The organism is Leifsonia psychrotolerans, assembly GCF_013410665.1.
GTDB classification, from domain to species: domain Bacteria; phylum Actinomycetota; class Actinomycetes; order Actinomycetales; family Microbacteriaceae; genus Cryobacterium; species Cryobacterium psychrotolerans_A.
In genome coordinates this window covers 3,582,171-3,604,894 of the sequence record NZ_JACCFM010000001.1, presented here as the reverse complement: position 1 = coordinate 3,604,894, position 22,724 = coordinate 3,582,171, and the positions used below count along the sequence as shown (strand labels likewise).

Below are 22,724 nucleotides of genomic sequence, written 5' to 3'. Positions count from 1 at the left end.
TCTCTCATTTTCACTGGTGGCACTCGATCTCACTCGGAGTCGAACCCGAATACGTCATTGTTCCGCCCAGGGCGACCGTCCAACTGACCTGGCGCACCTTTGTCGCGTTCGGTGGAACCTGATCGAATGGCGCTGTCGCCGCCACCCAGGCTTGGGCATTCGGGTCGGGGACAGTCGGCGCGGGGACCAGGTACTCAGCCGAAGCCACAGTGGTCACGGCCGCTCCCGTGCCCCGACCATCCACGGTGAATCCGAGCGATTCGCCCGGAACACAGCTCGTCAGCGCCACCGAGGTGACCTCCACCTGATAGGGCCGGCCCGGGTCTGCCGCGACAACGCTGGACTCCGGTCCGCAGCGTGCGGGCCTCAAGATCAAGCAGTACTGAACAGTGATGACAGGCGCTTCGCCCCAACCCTCATTACTCGTCACGAACTTTGTGGTGAACCGGCTGGGCGCAGCCGGCCCTGAGAAGGGCTGCACAAGGGTGAAGCTGCCGTTCGTCGTGCCGTCCGTGATGGAATAGGTGTAGTTGACCGGCGCGTCGGGTGCAGCCCAGGGCACGTCGCTCCCCAACACGGCTTCGGCCAGCCCAAATCCGTTTGAGTAACACACCTTGACGGTGTAATTCTCGTTTTTGACCAGGTCGCTGATCGTGGAGGTGTCCGATTGCTTCCCCCCCGAAATCATGACGTTTCCGCCTGACGCGTCGACTGAGCAGGTGGGCGCTCCCCCGTCACGGAAGGCGACGAACCTCATCGACGTCGGTCGTGTGGTCGAGTTCGCATTCGGCGCCGGTGCGGGAACCGTAATTGACGTTGTCGTGACCGTCAGCGATCCGGATCCCGGGGTGATCGAGGGCGAGCCGGAGGCATTCACGGAAATCGTCTCGGTCTTGTCAGTCGGTCCGGTTCCGGCCGGACGGGCAAAGGAACTGACCGGAATGATCGTGAGCGTCTGCGTACCAACTGGGAGCGTCAGATTCGACACGGTGGTGCCACTCCCCGCAGCCGACACCGCCACCTCGGTGCCGTTCACCAGGTAGGCGCGGGTCGCGGGGTCGGTGTTCGGAATCGACAGGTCGACGGCACCGGTCGTCGCGGTCGTGCGCGAATCGAAAGCCTCTTTCCAGCTGGCCTGCCCCATTCCGGGAACTCCATAAGACCAGGCGACGACGTTCACCGCTCCGAGCGAGGTACCCACCGCGTTACGGGCCCGCGCTTCGAACGTGTTCTGGGCACCGTTCTTCTGTCCGGTGAGGGGCTCACAGCGGCCCGACGCATCGCATGAGCCCACTTCACGCCCCTCACGCAGGAGGGTGAAACCCTGCAGGGCCGGGTAGGCACTCGCTGCGGCGCCGGGACTGACCGCGAGCGTGAGTGATCCATCGTCAAATGCGGTCTGGGTGACAGAACTCGGTGTGCCGGGGAAGCCCTGAAGGTCAAGGGTGACCGACCCATTGCGGTCGCCGGCGCTCGCACGTCCCTGAGCGTCGCTGACGACGAAACTTGTCTGGCATTTACCGCCGGCGGCGTCGACTGACCAGGTGGCCTTGACCTGGGACGAGCCCGCCACGCTGAAGCTGACGCCGGCACAGGTGCTCGCCGCCGACACCGAGGTGACGGTGAGCGGTGTGCCGGGGAAGAGGTTCACTTCACCGGCGGCACCAATGACGTCGATCACGCAGCTTGATCCGGCCGCCTGGGAACACTCACGCGCGACCGTTCCCCCCTTGGGCAGCTCACTCGGCGCGGGACCGACCTTGAGTGAGAGCGCGGCGGGCACGGCATTCGGATGGCTGGTCAATTTCACCGTTACGGTGTTGTCGCGACCCGGCGTCGCCGTGTCGATCGCTTTCACCGTGAGGGTTGAGCCGTCCACTGTCACCGTGAATTGATCGCCGCTGTAGTCGATGGCGTAGCGCAGCGTCGACAGGTTCGGCTTGCCGGGCCAGGTCACCATCTGGCCGAGATCGTAGCGCAGGGGCGGAGCGCCAGGGCTCTGTGTGAGGGAGGCCGCCCGCAGTTCCGGCTCCGGCTCGAGCGGCTCGATGATAATCGGAACCGGAAGTTGTGTGAAGTCCTCTTGGCCGGCCACGCGCACGGGAACCGTGCACGAGTCCGTCCATGGGGCGCCCTTGCCCGCGGTGTACGTGACGGTGGTTCCGCTTTCGATCCGGCACGTTGCCTCAGCTCGTTGACCGGATGCGCGCAGATCAGTGTTGCCGAGCTCCAGAGCCTCGCGGGCAGGAATCGAGACCAGATCGGCCATATCGAACGTGACCGAGGCGTCTTCCTTCACCTTTTGGGTTACGTTGCCCTGCTTCAAGGCCAGGATGATCTCGTTCTTGGCAGGAATACGCACAAACCCATAAGTCGTCACGTCGTCACCTTGAAAGTTTTTCCCGGTGAGCGAAAACGGCACCAGGAGCCCGGCGTCAGGAACTGGACCGCTGATCTTCCAGCCCGAGGCCGTTGCACCCTTCGCGTCTTTCCACAGCGCAAGCTTCAACCCGCTGACGTCTCCGGACGCCCACGAAACCTTGCCCGTCACGACGTCGATTCCGCTCGGGAAGGTACTGCGCTCTTCGAGCGTGAGTCGCGTGTCTTGCACGATCGGGAAGTCGGCGACCGACGCGCGAACAACTCGCATGACGATCAGCCCCAGGGCGATGTCACCCTGTTCGTTCGTGACCTCGTAGACAAAGGTCGTGGTGCCGGGTTCCTCGCCGGCGAGCAGAGTCACCTGCTTCGTGGTGACGCGGCCGATGTGTGTGGCCACGGCGTCAAACTCTGCGCTGGAGGGCGCGGCATCCGGACGCACACCCGTGAGCGTCAGCATTCCCCCGGCAGGGTCGATGTCGTTGGCGGCCGGATGCACGATGACCTGGTTGTCTGCCCCCGCCTGCACCTCGACGTAGTCGCTAAAGGTGATCGGGCTCGGATCTGACTGACGATCAAGGACACCGATGCGCACCAGCGCGGTTCCTGTCTCACCACTTGAATCGCGCACACGATACGCGAAGTCAACCGCGCCCTTGAAGCCCTTCACACTGCTGTACAGGATCGCGTCGCCCGTGGCCGACAGTGTCGCGGTGCCACTGGCTGGCTGCGTAAGCACCCGATCGAGAGCAACAGCGTCGCCGTCGGGATCGACACCGAAAGCATCGAAGGGCACGCGCACCGACTCACCCGACAGTACCCGGGCGGTCAGCGTGTGCGGGCGTGGCGCCCGGTTTTCGCCGGCCGGCAGCACCGTGACCGCAACTGTCGTGGAGTCGACAAGATCGGGCGACCCGGCAACGGAGATGGTGTAACGCAGCTCATACTGCCCGGCCGTCTGCGGAGCCAAATATCTCAGCGTCGACCCCGAGGCAAAGGCCAGGCCCTCGCCCGATTCGTTCTGCACAGATTGAGGGTTGAGCACCAGAACGTTACCGTCGGGCGCCACATCGTTATCGAGGATCGGAATGTCGATCTGGCTGCCCGCGCGCACCACGACGGTGTCGGCCACCGCGATCGGCGCTTGGGCAACAGGGGCAGCAAGCAGATAGATGGTGGCGATCCCGCTCACGGTGTACAGCGGATTTCCGGTTCCATCCGACACCGTGTACCCGACGACACCAAGCTTGCCCGGCTGCTCGTCTGCCGTGTTTCCGCGCACCCGCAGTTGACTCTGTCCCACGACGTCGACGTCGAGCGAGGCACCCGGGGCCGGCTCGGGCAAGGCTTCGCTGAGCAGGAGCACTCGGTTTGCCGGGTTCGAGATCGCAGTGAACACATCGACGCTCGTGTCGGCGCGCGGTCGCACAAACACGGTGACCGGGGCCGAGCTCAGGGCCGTAGCCTCGTCGGCGAGCACCTGAATGCGCACGAACGAGACGACCTCGCTGACGGCATCCGAAACGGTGTAGTCAACGCGGTAGTTCCCGGGAACCGTCGCGGTGAAGTCGATGGTTGAGCTTCCGCTGCTGACGCCGACGGTCGCGTCTGCCGCCGACGGGGTGGTAGCCGAGCCAATGCGGTAGGCCCCGGATGCGCCAGACAGGTGTTCGGCCGGGTCGATGGTGAGCTGCTCGCCGACCGCGGATTGCACGGCGAACGGCGTGGCGGTCAGCTGCGGAGTCGGCGTCACCGAAATCGGCAGTACTTTCTCGCTCGTCGCGCCGAAGACGTCGGACACGGTCACCAGAATCGTGACGGTCAGGGCTTCCTGCAGGGACGGATCCGGGTGCCGGAAGACCAGGGTCCCGGTCGGCGTGGACGTCACCGAACCCACGCCGGTCTGATTGACGACCGACGACACGAACAGCGGGTCACCGTCGGGGTCGACCCAGCCGGGAAGCACGGGAACGCTGACGGTGCCACCCGGTGCGACCTCCGGGGACGGCCAATCCTGAAGACAGCCCTCGACGCCACACCAGACCGGAGCGGAGTTCTCGGCGTCACCATGCACCGTGAGCGTCACCGTGGCCGGGGTCGAGTTCAGCCCGTCCTGACGGGTACCGTCGGTGACCGCATAGCTGAACGTCGCAGTTCCGCTGGCGCCGTCCGCGACCTGCACGGCCAGGGACTGCGCGTTGTCGGTCACGCTCAGCGTGCCGAACTCAGCGGGAAGCCCCGAGAGAGACTCCGGCACGATCGTCAGCACGTCGTCATTCGCATCGTGGTCGTTCAGAAGAGTCGGCAACGTGACCAGGGCGCCCGCCCGCACCCCAAACTGATCAGACTCGGCGACCGGAGCCTGCGGGTCGACGACCTGGGCGATCTCTTCGACCGTGTCGTCCTTCTTTTGCTGCTGCTCGAGACCAATGCCCCAGTCCTGCGAGCTTGGTACGAGCGCGCCGTCGGGAACCGTCCAGACCCAGCCACTCTGCGTGTCATTGAGAATCATCAGCTGACCGTTGTCTTGGAAGACAGGGGCAGGGTCTGTGCGGAGTGTGGCCCCGGCGAAGTCGAGTTGCGTCGTGCCATTCGCCGCGCTCCAGAGCGTGCCGGCGTCTCCGCTAGAGGGTATCCACGCAGCGAATTGGTCGGAGCCAAAGGACGTCGGCATGGCGGGAACCCCGAGCTGCACCCCCGCACTTCCCACCAGCCGTGTCGACTTCCCGTCCGAGAAAGTCACTTCAGTGAGACCGGTTTCGTCGGCGATACGCACGGATGCTGCCGCGTCGGAGGGCTTCTGCAGCTGATAGCCGGCGACCAGATCGACCGACTGCGAGGGCTTTCCGGCGAGCCACAGGGTGTCGCCGGTCTTATTGACCAACACCCACCTCGACCCGACGACGGAAAGCTGCAGCCCGGCATCCGTCGGCCCGGAAACAACCGGGTCTTCACCCTTCACAGCGAACGAGTCAAGATCAAAACGCAGCACGCTTTTCTCTGCGCTCGAGTAGCTGTACAGCATTCCGTCGGTGCCGAGGGCGATCACGTCTGAGGCATAGCGCCGGGGCTCCGAACCTTTCTCAACGTCGTCGTCGGCAAACGGGTCGACCTGCACCGGGGTCGCCGCAGCGCCCTCGACCAGTGGGGCGACGAACACCGACCCGGTGCTGGTGAGATAGCCGATGTGAGTGGCCGACGTGACGACTCCAATGGTGCCGGCCGGTGTATTGCCGAAGCCGGCGGCGTCATCGGCCAGGTCGATCGGCCGGGCCGGGTCGACGTCAACGACTTTTTCATTGTTCTGGGCAAGAAGCAGCGTGGCTGTGTCGGTTTGAACGAGTGTGCTCGGGCTGCGCACGGTCTTGATCGTGTCCAGCTCGCGCAGTTCTGTGTTCACCCGCGCATACCGGTTGCCCGATCCACTCTGCAGCGCCCAAATCGAGCTGCTGTTCAGAGGGGTCTGCTTCACATCGAAACCGGATGCGACAACAGCAGCCCCCGCGAAGAGTGCGACAGCTGCGGTGACTGCTGCGACCTTCAGCCACGTGGATCGCCGTGCGGATGCCGGTTGGCCCTGCGGGGCGCGTGCCCAAGGCTTGCGAGCCGACTGTGCCACTAGAGAACCCCCACCAGCGCGAGCACGCCCACCGTCGCCCCGACACCGACGACGAGACCGCCGGCCACCACAAGGGCCAGCCGCAGGCCGAAACCAGTCCGGCCTCGTTCGGCGTCAACATGGAAGGTGCCCTCGTGTGTTGACGCTCTCACGGCCGACGCTCCCGGGCGTCGTACCGACCGCGGTGACGCAACAGCAACCTCGGAGATGACGGGCCCCCGCACGGCTGAGTTGCCGAAATCGATCGGAGCGCCCGCGGCGGCCCATTCGTCGACGGCGACCTCCAGCGCGGTCGGCGAAATACCCATGTCGTATTGCACCCGTCGCACATTCTCCGCAAATTCAAGCAGGCTCGACTGGCGTGCGGCCGGGTCACGGCTCATCGCTCGGGCCAGAACCTGTTCCAGCGCCGGAGGCACGTCGGCCCGTCCGATCGGGGTGTACTTCGCCCGCACGATCCGCTGTCGAAGCTGCTGGCGCGAGCTACGCACACCGTCCGTCGTTTCGAACGGTGACCGGCCGGCGAGCAACGAATAGATCGTGGCTCCCAGCGCCCACACCTCGGTTTGCACGGTGCCTGTCGTCGTTTCCTGCACAACCTCGGGTGCGCTCCACGGCACGCTCATCGCAAAGAGCTCTTCCTGCTGCGTCGAGCGCAGTGACGTGGCGATACCGAAGTCGGCCAGGACGGGAGCGCCGAATGACGTATTGAGAATATTCGACGGCTTGATATCGCGGTGCAGAACGCCCGACCGGTGTGCGGTCTCGAGTGCGCAGGCGATCTTGACCGCGACGTTAAGCACGTCTACGACGGAGACCACCTCCCGACGGAAGACGTCGGAGTGCGAGCTCGGGCAGAATTCCATGACCAGATATGGTCGACCATCCGCCGAAATGCTGGCGTCGTACACCGTCAAAATCGAGGGGTGCGAACTGAGCCGAGCCATGACATCCGCTTCGGCATTGAACATGCGCAGAACGTCATTGTCGACGATGTCTTGCAGTAACACCTTCACCGCAACCGATCGCTTGGGCATGTTCTGCTCAAACAGAAAGACGTCGGCGAATCCGCCGGTCCCCAGCGGGCGGATGAACGTGTAACCGGCGAGCACGGGAGGCGCGGAAGGCAGTCGACTCGCCACTGTTTCCCCTCGTTGACGATCACTCGTTCGCAGCTCCCCTGGCGGCGAATCAATGCTGGTCAGTTTATCGGCGCATAACCCCTGATCCCAAACCCTGACGCGACTCTTCCCCCAATGGGGGACAACAAACCGCCCGCTGTTGCGCGCACTCCTAAATGGGGTACACACAAAAGCGGGCGGTACGTGAATTGAGCCGGTATCGCCGACTCACAGTCTCGTCAGGTTAGACGGCTGAGATGAGTGCGGGGCCGGCCGGAGCGGCCAACAGCACCTCGGTCATCAGGTCGCTGGCTTCGGCATCGGTGAGGGTCTGCGCAAGTGCCAGCTCCGACACCAGAATCTGACGGGCCTTCTCAAGCATGCGCTTCTCACCGGCGGACACGCCCTTATCCTGGTCGCGGCGCCACAGGTCACGCACGACCTCGCCGACACGGTAGACATCACCGCTGGCCATCTTCTCCTGGTTCGCCTTGTAGCGACGCGACCAGTTACCCGACTCTTCAACAAACTCGTCCTGCAAGACGCGGTAGACGGCCTGCACGCCCTCGGCGTCGATGACATCGCGCACGCCGACAAGTTCCATATTGTCGACGGGAATTTGAATGACGAGTTCGCTCATGTGCACGCTGAGCGTGAGGAACTTCTTGTCGACGCCCTTGATCGTGCGCTGGTCGATGCTTGTAATGGTGACGGCACCGTGGTGGGGGTAGACAAGTGTTTCGCCGACTTCGAGTTTCATGCGTAGTGCCTCTTTTTCTCTGCTGGTAATCCGGCGCGCGTACGTGTGCGGGCCGGGGTCATGCGCGGTGGAGCCGTTAACTTCGGGTGGACGTCACCCACGGCGGGAGTAAACCGACGAGTTGCTCCACAAGCTCGTCGTCTGAAACATCGATGTGCCCACGCAGCCACGCGTTGATCAGCGTGAGTGCGCCCCCGGCAATATAGGTCGTGACGAGTTCAAGATTCACGTTCGCCGGCGCCTGATCAGGAACGACGACCGATTGCAGCAGGCGCGTGGCGTAGGCCTCGACGATTTCGTCATAGGCCCCGCGCGCGGGCTGCAGTTCGAGCACGCTCGAGTACAGCGAAAAATGCTCAACCATGTGCGCGACCAAGCGGGTGTAACCCACCCGTGCTGCACTCGTTCCCACGATCAAATCTTCGCGGCGCTGCTGGTCTCCGGCCGACCCGATCTCGGCGAGCTGCGCTTTCAGGAGCTCTGCGGCCAACTCGTCGAGGCTCGCAAAATGCGCGTAGAACGAGCTTCTGCTCACGCCCGACACCCTCACGATGTCACCGACCGAGACGGATGCCGACTGCTCGGTCATCAAGTGGCGCATGGCCGAGAATATCGACTGACGCGTTCGCTCGGCACGCGGGTCAGGCGTTGCCTTCGACGACAGCCTTCCTCGCGAAGCATCGGAGGAGCGCACGGAAGTCATTAGATCAGTGTACCACTTCTCGGACGCATGTCCGAGAAGAATGTCAGTGCCGGTCAGAGAGACAAAAAAGAGGGCCCCGGCTCACGCCGGGACCCTCTTTATTCGAGCAACTACGCCGCCATACGAACTAGTTGTATGTGCCCGGCGTGAAGTCGTCCGAGCTGAAGCTGTCGAAGTCGACGAAGCTCAGGTCACCCTCGTTGAACGCTGCATCATCGGTGAAGATGCGGTTCGGGTAACGCTCAGCCTTGGCTTCTTCGGTTGCCTCGACGGTGACGTCGCGGTACCGCGGCAGACCGGTTCCGGCCGGGATCAACTTACCGATGATCACGTTCTCCTTGAGACCCATCAGCGGGTCGCTCTTGCCTTCCATGGCCGCCTGGGTCAGCACCCGGGTGGTCTCCTGGAAGGAAGCGGCGCTCAGCCAGGATTCGGTTGCCAGTGAAGCCTTGGTGATACCCATGACTTCCTGACGAGCCGAAGCCGTCTTCTTGCCCTCGGTCAACGCGGCGCGGTTGAGCTCGTTGTACTTCTGACGGTCAACCAGCTCACCCGGCAGCAGGCCCGTGTCGCCGTGTTCGACGACGGTGACCTTACGAAGCATCTGACGAACGATGACCTCGATGTGCTTGTCGTGAATCGGCACACCCTGTGAACGGTAGACATCCTGCACGCCACCAACGAGGTGCTTCTGCACTTCGCGGACACCCTTGACTCGAAGAACTTCCTTCGGGTCGACGGCGCCAACGATGACCTGCTGACCGAGCTCAACGTGCTGGCCATCCTCAACGAGGAGGGTCGAACGCTTGAGCACCGGGTAGGCAATCGCTTCGTCGCCGTTGTCGGGCGTCAAAATCACCTTGCGGCTGCGGTCGGTGTCTTCGATCGTGATGCGACCGGCGGCCTCGACGATGGGCGATGCACCCTTGGGGGTACGCGCTTCGAAGAGCTCCTGCACCCGGGGAAGACCCTGGGTGATGTCATCGGCGGATGCCGATCCACCGGTGTGGAAGGTACGCATCGTGAGCTGGGTTCCCGGCTCACCGATCGACTGTGCGGCGATGATGCCGACGGCCTCACCGATGTCGACGAGCAGACCGGTCGCGAGCGAGCGGCCATAGCAGACTGCACAGACACCGACGGCGGACTCACAGGTCAGAACCGAGCGCACCTTGATGTTCTCGACACCAGCCGTAACGAGCTGGTCGATGAGAACGTCGCCCACGTCGGATCCGGCGTCTGCGACGACCTCACCCTTCGCGTTGACCGCGGCTGCGGCCAGCGAGCGAGCGTACACGGCGTTCTCGACGTTGGGGTGGCGAACCAGCGTTCCCGCAGCGTCAACCGTTGCGATCGGCAGTTCAAGACCCTTGGTCGTGCCACAGTCGTCTTCGCGGATGATGACATCCTGCGAGACGTCAACGAGACGACGCGTCAAGTATCCCGAGTCTGCAGTACGCAGAGCCGTGTCGGCCAGACCCTTGCGAGCACCGTGAGTAGCAATGAAGTACTCGGCGACGGACAGGCCTTCGCGGTAGCTCGAGATGATCGGGCGAGGGATGATCTCACCCTTCGGGTTGTTCACCAGGCCTCGCATACCGGCGATGTTACGAACCTGCAGCCAGTTACCACGGGCACCAGAGGTGACCATGCGGTTGATGGTGTTGTCCTCAGGGAAGTTCGCCTGCATGGCCGTGGCGACGTCTTCGGTCGCCTTGGTCCAGATCTGGATGAGCTCCTGACGACGCTCGAGGTCGGTCGTGAGACCCTTCTCGAACTGCGACTGAACCTTGGCGGCCTGCTTCTCGTAGCCGGCAACGATCTGCGGCTTGTTCGGCGGGGTCAGGATGTCGCTGAGCGCAACGGTCACGCCGGAACGGGTTGCCCAGTAGAAACCGGCATCCTTAATGTTGTCGAGCGCAGCTGCAACCTCCACCTTCGGGTACCGCTCAGCGAGGTCGTTGACGATCGCCGAGAGGGTGCCCTTGTCGGCAACCTTCTCGAAGTACGGGTAGTCCGTCGGAAGCGTCTCGTTGAACAGCGCACGACCGAGGGTCGTGTTCACGAGGACCGTTCCCTCTGCCTTGCCGTTGACCAGCACGACGCCCTCGGGCTGCGTGCCCTCGGTGAAGTACTTGTCGGTGAGGCGGATGCGCACCTTGGCGTTCAGGTCGAGCGAGTGCTGGTCGAAAGCAAGAATCGCTTCCGCCACTGTGGAGAACGCACGGCCTTCGCCGACAACGCCTTCCTTGAGCGTGGTCAGGTGGTGCAGACCGATGATCATGTCCTGTGTGGGCAGGGTCACCGGGCGACCGTCAGACGGCTTCAGGATGTTGTTCGATGCGAGCATCAGGATGCGAGCCTCGGCCTGGGCCTCGACGGACAGCGGCAGGTGAACTGCCATCTGGTCACCGTCGAAGTCGGCGTTGAACGCAGCACAGACGAGCGGGTGCAGCTGGATGGCCTTACCCTCAACGAGCTGAGGCTCGAAGGCCTGGATGCCCAGGCGGTGCAGCGTTGGTGCACGGTTCAAAAGCACGGGGCGCTCGCGGATGATCTCTTCGAGCACGTCCCACACCTGCGGGCGGCTCCGCTCGACCATGCGCTTGGCGGCCTTGATGTTCTGAGCGTGGCTCAGGTCGATCAGGCGCTTGATCACGAACGGCTTGAAGAGCTCCAGCGCCATCTGCTTGGGCAGACCACACTGGTGCAGCTTCAGCTGCGGGCCGACGATGATGACCGAACGGCCCGAGTAGTCAACGCGCTTACCGAGCAGGTTCTGACGGAACCGACCCTGCTTACCCTTGAGCATGTCGCTCAGGGACTTCAGCGCGCGGTTTCCGGTGCCCGTGACGGGGCGACCACGACGACCGTTGTCGAACAGTGCGTCGACGGCCTCCTGCAGCATCCGCTTCTCGTTGTTCACGATGATCTCGGGAGCACCGAGGTCAAGGAGACGACGCAAGCGGTTGTTGCGGTTGATCACACGACGGTAGAGGTCGTTCAGGTCGCTCGTGGCGAAACGGCCACCGTCAAGCTGCACCATCGGGCGCAGTTCCGGCGGGATGACCGGCACGACATCGAGCACCATCGCGGCCGGCGAGTTGCCGGTCGTGATGAAGGCGTTGACGACGCGCAGACGCTTGATCGCACGGATCTTCTTCTGGCCCTTGCCCTCGGCGATCTGCAGGTGCAGGTTTTCGCTTTCGGTGACCAGGTCGAAGGCCTCGAGGCGCTTCTTGATGGCTTCGGCACCCATGTAGGCCTCGAAGTACATGCCGAAGCGGTCCTGCAGCTCGTGGAAGACGGAGTCTTCGGGCTTCAGGTCGCCGACCTTGAGAGTGCGGAAGTCTTCCCAGACGCGTTCGAGGTGAGCGATCTGCTCATCCATCGCCTTGCGGGTCTGAGTCATCTCCTTCTCGGCGGCATCCTTGGTGCGCTTCTTCTGGTCGCTCTTGGCGCCTTCGGCCTCCAGTGCTGCGAGGTCGGTTTCCAGGCGCGTCAGGCGGTCAGCGATGCGGGTGTCGCGCTGGCCCTCGAGGGTCTTGATCTCGAGGCGAAGCTCGTTCTCAAGGCCCGGCATGTCCTGGTGACGGCCGTCTTCGTCGACCTCGATGACCATGTAGGCCGCGAAGTAGATGACCTTCTCGAGGTCCTTCGGCGCCATGTCGAGCAGGTAGCCCAGGCGGGAAGGAACACCCTTGAAGTACCAGATGTGGGTGACGGGGGCAGCGAGTTCGATGTGGCCCATGCGCTCGCGGCGCACCGACGACTTCGTGACCTCGACACCACAGCGCTCACACACGATGCCCTTGAAGCGCACACGCTTGTACTTGCCGCAGGAGCACTCCCAGTCGCGGCTGGGTCCGAAGATCTGTTCACCGAACAGACCATCTTTCTCCGGCTTGAGGGTGCGGTAGTTGATGGTTTCGGGCTTCTTGACCTCACCGTGCGACCAACGACGGATGTCGTCGGCGGTAGCCAGGCCAATGCGAAGCTCGTCAAAAGTTGTTACGTCGAGCAATTTCTCTCCTTGGAAAGTTTTCGAGTCTCTTCAGCGGCCAGGTTTAGATGTCGTCGATCGACGACGACTCAAACCGGGTGGAAATGTTGATGCCGAGTTCCTCAGCAGCACGGAAGACTTCGTCATCCGTGTCGCGCAGGCTCACTGCGGTGCCATCGGCCGAGAGAACCTCGACGTTCAAGCAGAGCGACTGCATTTCCTTGATCAGAACCTTGAAGCTCTCCGGAATACCGGGCTCCTGAATGTTCTCGCCCTTGACGATCGCTTCATATACCTTGACGCGGCCGAGGATGTCATCCGACTTGATCGTGAGGAGTTCCTGGAGTGCGTATGCGGCGCCGTATGCTTCGAGCGCCCACACCTCCATCTCACCGAATCGCTGCCCACCGAACTGCGCCTTACCACCCAGCGGCTGCTGCGTGATCATGGAGTACGGTCCCGTCGAACGCGCGTGGATCTTGTCGTCGACGAGGTGGTGCAGCTTCAGGATGTACATGTAGCCGACCGAGATCGGACGCGGGTACGGCTCGCCGGAACGGCCGTCGAACAGCTGCGTCTTACCCGTGGAGTCGATCAGGCGGTCGCCGTCACGAGTCGGGATCGTCGAGTCGAGAAGACCGGCGATTTCCTCCTCGAGGGCACCGTCGAAGACCGGAGTCGCAACCTTGGTGTTCGGGGCGGCGCTGTGCGCGGCTTCGGGAAGACGGCCGGCCCACTTGGGCTTGCCCTCGACCTGCCAGCCCTGCTTGGCGATCCAGCCGAGGTGGGTTTCGAGCACCTGACCGAAGTTCATTCGACCCGGAATACCGAGCGGGTTCAGGATGATGTCAACCGGGGTTCCATCGGCGAGGAACGGCATGTCTTCGACAGGCAGAATCTTCGAGATGACACCCTTGTTGCCGTGACGGCCGGCGAGCTTGTCGCCCTCGGTGATCTTGCGCTTCTGAGCGATGAAGACCACAACGCGCTGGTTGACGCCCGAGCCGAGCTCGTCGTCGCCATCCTGCGAATCGAAGACCTTGACACCGATGATGGTGCCGCGCTCACCGTGGGGAACCTTCAGGCTCGTGTCGCGAACTTCGCGGCTCTTCTCGTTGAAGATCGCGCGGAGCAAACGCTCTTCAGCGGACAGCTCGGTCTCACCCTTGGGTGTGACCTTGCCGACGAGGATGTCGCCGGGGCGAACCTCTGCACCGATGCGGATGATGCCACGCTCGTCGAGGTCTGCAAGCAGATCCGGCGAAACGTTCGGCAGGTCGCGAGTGATCTCTTCCTTGCCGAGCTTGGTGTCGCGCGCGTCAACTTCGTACTCTTCGATGTGAATCGACGAGAGAACGTCGTCCTTCACCAGGTTCTGGCTCAGGATGATCGCGTCCTCGAAGTTGTGTCCTTCCCACGGCATGAATGCCACGAGGAGGTTCTTTCCGAGTGCGAGTTCACCGTTGTCGGTGGCGGGACCGTCGGCGATGACCTCGCCGGCTTCGATACGCTCACCGGCGTTGACAAGAACGCGGTGGTTGTAGCTGGTTCCCTGGTTGGAGCGGGCGAATTTGCGCAGGTAGTAGTCCTGCGTTCCACCCTCATCGAGCTGGATGGTGACGACGTCAGCCGAGACCTCCATGACGACACCGGACTTGTCGGCGGTGAGAACATCGCCGGCGTCGATAGCCGCGAAGCCCTCCATACCGGTACCGACCAACGGGGAGTCGCTCCGCAGAAGCGGAACGGCCTGACGCTGCATGTTGGCACCCATGAGTGCGCGGTTCGCGTCGTCGTGCTCGAGGAAGGGGATGAGCGAGGTCGCAACCGACACCATCTGGCGCGGCGAGACATCCATGTAGCCGATCTCGTCGTGCGGGAAGAGGTCGACCTCTCCGCCCTTCTTGCGAGCCAGAACGCGGTCTTCAGCGAAGCGCGCGTCCTTGGTCAGCGGGGCGTTGGCCTGCGCGACGATGTACTCGTCTTCTTCGCTGGCCGTGAGGTAGTCGATCGTCGCGGTGACGACGCCGTCGACAACGCGACGGTACGGCGTCTCGATGAATCCGAACGCGTTGATGCGTGCGAACGAGGCGAGCGAACCGATCAGACCGATGTTGGGGCCTTCAGGGGTTTCAATGGGGCACATGCGGCCGTAGTGCGAGGGGTGAACGTCTCGCACCTCGACGCCTGCGCGGTCACGGGACAGACCACCCGGGCCCAGCGCGGAGAGACGACGCTTGTGCGTCAGACCCGCGAGGGGGTTGTTCTGGTCCATGAACTGCGACAGCTGCGAGGTACCGAAGAACTCCTTGATCGCGGCGACGACGGGGCGCACGTTGATCAGGGTCTGCGGGGTGATCGCCTCGATGTCCTGCGTGGTCATGCGCTCGCGAACGACGCGCTCCATGCGGGACAAACCGGTGCGAACCTGGTTCTGAATGAGTTCACCAACGGCGCGGATACGACGGTTGCCGAAGTGGTCGATGTCGTCGACGTCGATACGGATATCGACGGCCTTGCCCTCACGGACGCCGGCAATCGTGGTCTGGTTGTCGTGCAGAGCAACCAGGTACTTGATCGTGGCCAGGATGTCCTGGAGCGTCAGCACGGAGTCGGTCAGCGGCGCCTCGAGGCCCAGCTTGCGGTTGATCTTGTAACGACCAACCTTGGCCAGGTCGTAGCGCTTGGAGTTGAAGAAGAAGTTGTCGAGCAGAGCGCGGGCAGCTTCAGCAGCAACCTGCTCGCCCGGACGGAGCTTACGGTAGATGTCCTTGAGGGCTTCTTCCTTGGTGAGGATGTTGTCCTTCTCAAGGGTGAGCTCGATGGACGCAAAGCCCTTGAACTCTTCAAGGATCTCTTCGCTGGTGAGGCCGAGGGCCTTCAGGAAGACCGTGACGGACTGCTTGCGCTTGCGGTCGATGCGCACGCCAACCTGGTCGCGCTTGTCGATCTCGAACTCAAGCCAGGCACCACGGCTCGGGATGACGCGAGCAGAGTAGATGTCCTTGTCAGACGTCTTCTCCTGCTGGCGGTCGAAGTAGACACCCGGCGAGCGCACGAGCTGCGAGACGACGACACGCTCGGTGCCGTTGATCACGAAGGTGCCCTTGGGGGTCATCAGCGGGAAGTCACCCATGAATACGGTCTGAGTCTTGATCTCACCGGTGAGGTGGTTCATGAACTCAGCGTTCACGTAGAGCGGTGCGGAGTAGGTCTTACCCTTTTCCTTGCACTCGTCAATGGTGTACTTCTCCGGCTCGAGCTCCGGGTTGGTGAAGGACAGCTGCATGGTTTCGCTGAGGTCTTCGATCGGGCTGATCTCTTCGAAGATCTCGTCGAGGCCGGTGCGCGTCGGCAGGTCTTGACGACCCTGAGCCTGCGCTTCGGTGACGCGCTGTTTCCAGGCGTCGTTCCCGACGAGCCAGTCAAAGCTCTCGGTCTGCAAAGCGAGCAGATCCGGAACAGTGAGAGTATCGGTGATCTTTGCGAACGAAAGACGCCCCGCAGAGCGGCCGTTCTTGGGTGAATTGGTGGTTGCGTTGCGCGCAGCAGCCAAGGAAATAACCTCCGTGGACCCCGTCAGGTCTAGTTACTGTTAGTAATGGAGTACTCCACAGACCCTCGGAAGTGTCACCAGAATAAACCGGTGAATTCTCATTGAAGATGTGCCGCAAGGTGGCTTGAGCACGCAAAGCCGACCGCAATATGAAGGCAGAGGTATGTCTGGGAGCGCAAGGATCAACTATATGCGCTCAAACAGGCCGTGTCCACTCTTTTCTTGACCTCGTCGAAATTCTCGGGTATAACCCAGGCTCGCGCGCACCGGTCGGCCGCCGTCGAGACCCCGCAAGCCAACCGACCGGCTGATCGAGCCTGTCGAGACCCCGCAAGCCACCCTCGAGAACCCCCACCCGCTGGTCGAGCCTGCCGAGACCCCGCAAGCGACCCTCGAGAACCGTGCCCCGAGATCTCGACACGCTCGATCAACGGGGCGGGACCCGATCACCGACAAACCGCTGGTCGAGCCTGTCGAGACCCCGCAAGCCAACCTCGAGAACCGTGCCCCGAGATCTCGACACGCTCGATCAACGGGCGAGGCCCGATCAACGGGCGAGGCCCGATCACCGGACTCCCCCGGATAGCGCAGACTGGAGGAATGAGCAGGAGCGAGCAGCAGCATCCGTCGATCACACTGAAGCTGAGTGGACACACGGCCGTCATCGAACCGGATCGATTCACTCCGGGCAGCTTTCAATTGGTCGTCGACGGCACACCGCAGTCGCACGTCAACATCGACAACCCGGGCGAGTTGTTCTTCGAATACATCCAGCGTATTGGGCATGTGATCGATCTGCTCGGCGAACCCGGCGAGCCCATCACCGCCGTGCACCTGGGCGCCGGCGCGCTCACCCTCCCCCGCTACGTCGAGGCGACCCGGCCCGGTTCCCGCCAGCAGGTCGTCGAGCTCGAAAGTGACCTGATCGATTTCGTGCGCGCCGAACTGCCCTGGGACAAACGAGCCCAGTTGCGCGTGCGCCACGGCGATGCGCGTGAGGTGCTTGGCAAGCTGCCTGCCGGGCTCCACGGTTCGGTCGATTTGGTGGTCGTCGACATTTTCTCCGGAGCCCGCACACCGGCCCACGTAACAAGCCGGGAGTTTTACGAACTGGCCGCGCCACTGTTGTCGCCGCGCGGCGTTCTGGTGGTCAATGTTGCCGACGGTCCGGGGCTCGCCTTCGCGCGCGGACAAGCTGCGACACTGTCCGCTGTGTTCGGGCACGTCATCGGGCTGGCCGAGACACAGGTACTCAAGGGGCGCCGGTTCGGGAACATCGTCTTCGTGGCAGCCCACACCCCGATTGATCTCGACTGGATTCCGCGACTGATGGCCGGTGGACCCCATCCGGCGAAGGCGATCGAAGGCACCGAGTTCGCGCAGTTCATGGCGAACGCCTCTGTCGCAACGGATGCCACGGCCACGCCGTCCCCCTTGCCGGGGCGCACGGTCTTTCAGATCGGCCGCTGAGCACCCGCTGAGAGCACCCCCGTTTGCGGGGGTTCTGTCCGTGGCGCGGGTTATCCTAAGACTCACCCGACAATCCCGCTGGCCCTCCCGCCAGCCTCAGCACTGGACTCATTCTGAGCATCATCATCGGCTACGACGCAACCACGCTCCGTGAACAAGCAGACCCCCAGGCTGCCCTCGAACGACTCGAGCAGCTCGGGGACCTGCGCAGCCTGTCGGCTCTCGACGAAAAGGTGACGCTGCTGCGCCTGATTGACCGCCTCGATGAGGCCGCATTGATCGCCAGCGAGTCCGTGCGTCTGTCACGTTTCACGGGCAGCCGCGAGCAACTCGCTGGCAGCCGCATCCGTCGAGCGCAGGTTTTGCAGTACCAGGGCAAACTTGACGAGGCCTACAGCGAACTCAGCCACTGCGTGCAAGAGGCCGAGACCCACGAATGGGTCGATCTGGCGACCCTCGCCCGTGAAAACCGGGGCAAGGTACTGTTCGACCAGGGCAATCTCGACGCGGCACTGGTCGACTTCACCGCCGCGGTTTTTCTGCGTGAGAAGTCGGGGGCCTCGGTCGATGAACTCGAGAGTTCATTGTTGGCCGTTGCGGTGATCGAGAAGTTCATCGCCGCCCGTCCGTTGACGCGCTGAACCGCCCCCTCGCCGCCATCGCCGATCCACGCCATGCTGGTTATGTCAGCTAGCCGGTTACGCCGTGAGGCGCTGAGCCAAGAGGTGAGGAGCCGTGTGAACACGCCAGCGCTCCGTCGCGTCGCTCGACTCTCGGCATCTGCCGCAGGCGTTGTCGTCTCGATGCTCGCGCTCAGCGGTTGCGTCGTCGCCCCTCCTCTGCCGCCCGTGCCGAGTGAACTGCCGGTGGTAACGGCTCCCGCCACGCCGATGCCGTCGACGTCACCCCTGTATGTGCCCGTGCATCCCGTCGGCGACCCGATCGCCCTGGCGCACTCCCTCAAGGCCCCCTGGTCAATCGTGCAGCTGCCCTCGGGCGGCACACTGATCAGCGAGCGCGACACCACCGTCGTGAGAGAAATGTTGGCCGATAAAACGGTGCGCCAGGCGGGGATCGTCGCCGCGGCCGACCCGGCCGGGGAGGGAGGGCTGCTCGGACTCGCCTTCCTGGCCGACGCGTCCGACGCCGCCGGTGGAACCGGCTGGGTGTACGCCTTCCTCACGTCGAGCACCGATAACCGCATCGAACGGATGCCGCTCCTGGGGAGCGCGGGCAGCTACGGCCTCGGCCCGCCCGAGGTCGTGCTCACCGGCATCCCGAAGGCCGCACACCACAACGGGGGCCGGATCGCCTTCGGTCCGGACGGCCTGCTTTACGCCACGACCGGTGATGCCGGCATCCTTTCCAACGCGCAGAACAAAGCATCGCTCGGAGGCAAGATTCTGCGCATGACTGCGACAGGTGGGGTTCCGTCCGGCAATCCGTTCGACACCCTGGTCTACTCCTACGGCCACCGCAATCCGCAGGGGATCGCCTGGGATGCAGCGGGCCAATTGTGGGCGAGTGAGTTCGGGCAGAACAAATGGGATGAGCTCAACCGCATCGTCGCCGGCGGTAATTACGGCTGGCCGACGGTCGAAGGAAAATCAGACGATTCAGATTTCATCAACCCGTTCGCGGAATGGCCGACCGACGTGGCCAGTCCGAGCGGCATCGCCATCGTCGGCGAGACACTCTTCCTGGCCAGCCTGAAAGGGGAACGCCTCCGGAGCGTCGATCTTTCCACAGGCACGACAACGGACTGGTTTGTGCACGGCTTCGGCCGCCTCCGCGACGTCGTGACCGGCCCGACTGGCACACTGTGGTTCGTGACAAACAACACTGACGGCCGCGGCCAACCCCGCCCCGGCGACGACCGCCTGCTCCAAGTGCAGGTGGCTCCCTAATGGCCGATCTGGAGCGGGTTCGCATCTGGGCGGATGCGCTCATCCGGTTGCACCTCGACCCCAGTTGGTCGTTTGGTTTCGACAACGCCAAGAAACGCGCCGGCCTCTGCAACTTCACCGACCGCAAGCTCACGGTGTCCCGCTACCTGGCGGCACGCTATGACGACGACGAAATTCACCAAATCCTGCTGCATGAGGTGGCCCACGCGCTGGCCGGCCCCCGTGCCGGGCACGGTCCGAAGTGGAGGAACCTGGCGAACTCGCTCGGCTACGAGGGCAAGCGCACCCACGACGGCGAGATCGCCGACGAATTGGCCCCGTGGGTGGGGGTGTGCCCCGCCGGTCACGCCCATTACCGGTACCGCCAGCCGACACGCCCGCTGGCGTGCGGGCTCTGCGGCCGATCATTCAATCGGGCGCATTTGATTACCTGGACACGGCGTGAGATCACCGCCGCGGTCCGGCGTCGAGCGGCGGCTTCGGCCGGACTGTAGGGGCGGCCTGCCGGAGCACGCGTCGTAACTTGATACATTGGTTACATGACCGTCGCCCCGCCTGAACCCGCTCGAACCTCACAGACGGGGCAGTGGTTCGATTCCGGCGACGGCCAGCGCTGGTGGTTCGACTCCGGCTCGATCGCCCTGGACTTCGCCTATTCCGGCGTGGTCGGCACGAGTGGCAGCCGGGAAACCTTCCACACCTCTGACGACCTCGCGATGTGGCTGAACGAGCGATTCTCCCCCGGTGTGCAGACGCAGGAACGTGATCTGATTGACGCCCTCGCCCTGCGCGAGGCCATCGCCCGGCTGGCCGTTGCCGCCGCAGGCGACCACGAAGCCGACGGCCAAGACATTGATATCGTGAACCTCTTTGCCGCCACCCCCGACATTCCGCCGGCCCTCAGCGGCGGTTCTCGTCAGGCCGGTCGCACCTCGCCGCGAGCGGGCCAGGCCCTGTCGACGCTCGCGCGCACGGCCGTCGACCTGTTCGGTCCGGGCACCGCTGGGCGCATCCGCTTCTGCTCGGCCGATGACTGCGCGATCCTTTATCTGGACAGCTCCCGCTCGGCGAACCGCCGCTGGTGCTCGATGCAGCGCTGCGGCAACCGGGCTAAAGTACGTGCGTTCCGTGAGCGCACCACGTCGGCCACGACGGGTCCCGTGACATCGGGTCGTCATGCGCAGGAGGGTTCCGTTTCAGTCTGACGCTCCGCGTAGACGTCTCGTGTCGGGCTGGGCTCAGGCCAGGAAGTGGAACTCCTCGGCCGCTGCGACCTCGGTCGAGCCATCGATCTGGCTCGCGCGTTGTATCTCGCTCTGCCGGCCTTGGCTGGCCAGTGCCATTCCGGTTTCGGAGGCGCTGATCAGGTGCCGTAGCGCACGCTGTAGGCCGACAAAACTGGCGGATGCCGCGGCCGCTTCCGGCGAGCAATGGTCGATTCCGAGGGTGGAGAGCGCGTCGATCACGGCGCCGGCGACGAAGAGATCCTCGACCGCGAAGCGCAGGGCCCCATCGGCTCGACGCTCCCCCGCCGCGATCACAACCACCGAGAAGCGGGCGCCCTTCTCGGCCTGACGGGCGAGCACCCACTCGGCAACGGCCGTGCGGTTGTTGAGCGTGGCCGGAAGGATCACCGCGGACTCGGCATCCGTGCGACCCGAGAGCCGACCCGAGAAGTGTGCGCCGTGCTCGGTCGTCGGCGGAAGCGCATCGGCGATGACGATCACGTCCGCCTCGGCGGCGAGTGCCTGAAACCCGGCGGTTCCCCAGTCGAATCGAACCTGGTAGGTCTGCTGAGGCTGTGCATCGTTCACGAGCCCAGAGTATCGGCTGCCGGGCCTCTCGTGCACCTGCACTCTCGAGGGTGGGCCGCAACGAACCCGCGGGCATCCGAAGAGCCGAAGAGATCAGTGCGCGTCGTAGCGGGCGAGGGCGTCGGCATCCGTCGCGAAGGTCATTGCGCGCCGTGCCGTGTCGAGTGCGGTCACCGGGTCGGCTTCGGCCTCGGCGAGGGACAGCTGCCGTTCTGCCTCGGCCAGCCGGGTGCGCGCCGGGGCACCCACCTGACCGGCTCGGGAGCCGATGTAGTCACGGGTGACCGAGATTTGGCTGCGTGCGGTGAGCAACGCACCTGTGAGGGCACCCCGCGCATTCTCGAGTCGCAACTGCCGATTGCGGGCAGCGGAGCGAGTCATGTCGAGGCCGTCCATCGCCTCCCGCAATCGCAGCAGGTCGGCGGCCGGATCGCTCAGGCGCGCTGGGTTCCGCAGCTCGGCCACCACACGGTCGGCCTGGGCGATCACCAGGTTCAGGGAGTCCCGCGCGTCGGATTCTTCGTGCCGGTCTCGCAAATCACGCGCCTCCGCGAGTTCGGCATCCGCCGCATCGAGGGCCGTCGCGAGTGTGGCAAACCCGATGTGCAGGTCATCCTCGCCGGTCTCAATCGCATCGAGCAGTTTTGTAGCGGTAAACATTCCACGCTCGGCGGCACTCATCTGCTCGCCCACCGGTTCGGACTGTGCACTGCCCAGTCGAGCGGATGCCGCCGCAGCAGCCTCCCGCGCCTCGGCCAGCGCGACGGCAGCCCGGCCGGCGTTGCTGCGCAGTGCGGCGAGCGCCGCGTCCGTGTAGGTGAGGGCGAGCCGATCGATGCTTGCGTGCCCGGATGCCATGCGGTCGGCGGCCCGCTCGACACGGCGTTGCAGCTGGGCGAGCAGAACCGGAGCCTCACGCTCGACGCCGCGGCGTGATTCAAAGCTGCGGGTCTGCCCGTTGAGACGTGTCGTCGCTTCGTCGGCCAAGGCGATGATCTGCTCGTTCCAGCGGCGGCGTTCGGCGTCGGTGTCGGGGAGCGCGTCGTCGAGCTTTTGCTGCAACGCGAACGCGTCGCGCAGCTGGCGGCGTGACGTGGTGAGAGCCTGCGCGAACTCGCGCGTGGCGTTCTCGCCGAATTGGGCGATCGCAAAGCCGAGTTCGTCGGCCGCAGACTGCACGAGATCGTCGGCACGCACCAGGCTGATCGCCGCTGCGCGGGCGCGGGCCGCGGCATCCGCTTGTTCAGCCTGTTCGATCGCTCTGCTGCGCCGGCGCAGAACCGAGACGAGCACGGCAATGCCCGCCACAACGAACGCGAGGACGATGAGCGAGGGAACCCACCACGCATCAACAGCCATTGCGCAAGTCTATCGAGCGGATGCGACACGCCC

At 64.0% G+C, this 22,724-nt stretch carries 13 protein-coding genes; 5 read left to right on the top strand and 8 right to left on the bottom strand.

All coding sequences use genetic code 11. The features are described 5' to 3' along the window. Positions 1 to 10: 10 nt before the first annotated feature. The 6 genes from HNR05_RS16345 to rpoB all read right to left on the bottom strand — a co-directional run bounded on the left by HNR05_RS16345 (position 11) and on the right by rpoB (position 16,141). Positions 11 to 5,998 (bottom strand): Ig-like domain-containing protein, encoded by a 5,988-nt coding sequence (locus tag HNR05_RS16345; RefSeq protein WP_179580099.1) that lies wholly within the window; start codon positions 5,996 to 5,998, stop codon positions 11 to 13. Next, positions 5,998 to 7,140 (bottom strand): protein kinase domain-containing protein, encoded by a 1,143-nt coding sequence (locus HNR05_RS16340; protein ID WP_179580098.1) that lies wholly within the window; start codon positions 7,138 to 7,140, stop codon positions 5,998 to 6,000. Before HNR05_RS16340 ends, HNR05_RS16345 begins: the two co-directional genes overlap by 1 nt. Before the next feature lie 223 nt (positions 7,141 to 7,363). Then, positions 7,364 to 7,879, bottom strand: coding sequence for a CarD family transcriptional regulator (locus tag HNR05_RS16335; RefSeq protein WP_179580097.1), 516 nt, complete (start codon positions 7,877 to 7,879; stop codon positions 7,364 to 7,366). A gap of 76 nt (positions 7,880 to 7,955) precedes the next feature. Next, complete coding sequence (locus HNR05_RS16330; protein ID WP_218868925.1) at positions 7,956 to 8,480, bottom strand: TetR/AcrR family transcriptional regulator; 525 nt, start codon at positions 8,478 to 8,480, stop codon at positions 7,956 to 7,958. Between the two features lie 229 nt (positions 8,481 to 8,709). Further along, positions 8,710 to 12,606: a DNA-directed RNA polymerase subunit beta' gene (locus tag HNR05_RS16325; RefSeq protein ID WP_179580095.1), complete on the bottom strand. Its 3,897-nt coding sequence runs from the start codon at positions 12,604 to 12,606 to the stop codon at positions 8,710 to 8,712. Positions 12,607 to 12,649: 43 nt separating this feature from the next. Beyond that, entirely contained in the window at positions 12,650 to 16,141 is a 3,492-nt protein-coding gene (gene rpoB / locus HNR05_RS16320) for a DNA-directed RNA polymerase subunit beta (RefSeq protein ID WP_179580094.1), read from the bottom strand. Between the two features lie 600 nt (positions 16,142 to 16,741). Here rpoB and HNR05_RS16315 point away from each other — a divergent pair. The 5 genes from HNR05_RS16315 (at position 16,742) to HNR05_RS16295 (ending at position 20,723) form a co-directional block, all read left to right on the top strand. Next, a complete protein-coding gene (locus tag HNR05_RS16315; RefSeq protein ID WP_179580093.1) occupies positions 16,742 to 17,611 on the top strand; it encodes a spermidine synthase in 870 nt (289 codons plus the stop codon). A gap of 233 nt (positions 17,612 to 17,844) precedes the next feature. Then, on the top strand, positions 17,845 to 18,252 hold the full coding sequence (locus tag HNR05_RS16310) for a hypothetical protein (protein ID WP_343062649.1): 408 nt from the start codon (positions 17,845 to 17,847) through the stop codon (positions 18,250 to 18,252). Between the two features lie 96 nt (positions 18,253 to 18,348). Then, the gene (locus HNR05_RS16305; protein ID WP_343062648.1) at positions 18,349 to 19,518 is read left to right on the top strand and encodes a PQQ-dependent sugar dehydrogenase; all 1,170 of its coding nucleotides are present in this window, start codon (positions 18,349 to 18,351) and stop codon (positions 19,516 to 19,518) included. Then, positions 19,518 to 20,012 carry a SprT-like domain-containing protein gene (locus HNR05_RS16300; RefSeq protein WP_179580091.1) on the top strand — a complete coding sequence of 165 codons (495 nt, stop codon included), beginning with the start codon at positions 19,518 to 19,520 and terminating at the stop codon, positions 20,010 to 20,012. Before HNR05_RS16305 ends, HNR05_RS16300 begins: the two co-directional genes overlap by 1 nt. 45 nt (positions 20,013 to 20,057) lie before the next feature. Continuing rightward, positions 20,058 to 20,723 (top strand): CGNR zinc finger domain-containing protein, encoded by a 666-nt coding sequence (locus HNR05_RS16295; protein WP_179580090.1) that lies wholly within the window; start codon positions 20,058 to 20,060, stop codon positions 20,721 to 20,723. Between the two features lie 33 nt (positions 20,724 to 20,756). Here HNR05_RS16295 and HNR05_RS17680 read toward each other — a convergent pair whose 3' ends face one another. Together HNR05_RS17680 and HNR05_RS16285 are read right to left on the bottom strand one after the other, a co-directional pair. Then, positions 20,757 to 21,332, bottom strand: coding sequence for a 2-phosphosulfolactate phosphatase (locus HNR05_RS17680; protein WP_179580089.1), 576 nt, complete (start codon positions 21,330 to 21,332; stop codon positions 20,757 to 20,759). A 93-nt stretch (positions 21,333 to 21,425) separates the two neighbouring features. Further along, entirely contained in the window at positions 21,426 to 22,691 is a 1,266-nt protein-coding gene (locus HNR05_RS16285) for a hypothetical protein (protein ID WP_179580088.1), read from the bottom strand. Positions 22,692 to 22,724 lie beyond the last annotated feature (33 nt).

What these genes read in the sequence shown, in the direction of transcription:
- HNR05_RS16335 (WP_179580097.1), bottom strand. Translation starts at nt 7,879, where the DNA reads ATGAAACTCGAAGTCGGCGAAACACTTGTCTACCCCCACCACGGTGCC.
- HNR05_RS16330 (WP_218868925.1), bottom strand. Translation starts at nt 8,480, where the DNA reads ATGCGCCACTTGATGACCGAGCAGTCGGCATCCGTCTCGGTCGGTGAC.
- HNR05_RS16315 (WP_179580093.1), top strand. Translation starts at nt 16,742, where the DNA reads ATGAGCAGGAGCGAGCAGCAGCATCCGTCGATCACACTGAAGCTGAGT.
- HNR05_RS16300 (WP_179580091.1), top strand. Translation starts at nt 19,518, where the DNA reads ATGGCCGATCTGGAGCGGGTTCGCATCTGGGCGGATGCGCTCATCCGG.
- HNR05_RS16295 (WP_179580090.1), top strand. Translation starts at nt 20,058, where the DNA reads ATGACCGTCGCCCCGCCTGAACCCGCTCGAACCTCACAGACGGGGCAG.
- HNR05_RS16285 (WP_179580088.1), bottom strand. Translation starts at nt 22,691, where the DNA reads ATGGCTGTTGATGCGTGGTGGGTTCCCTCGCTCATCGTCCTCGCGTTC.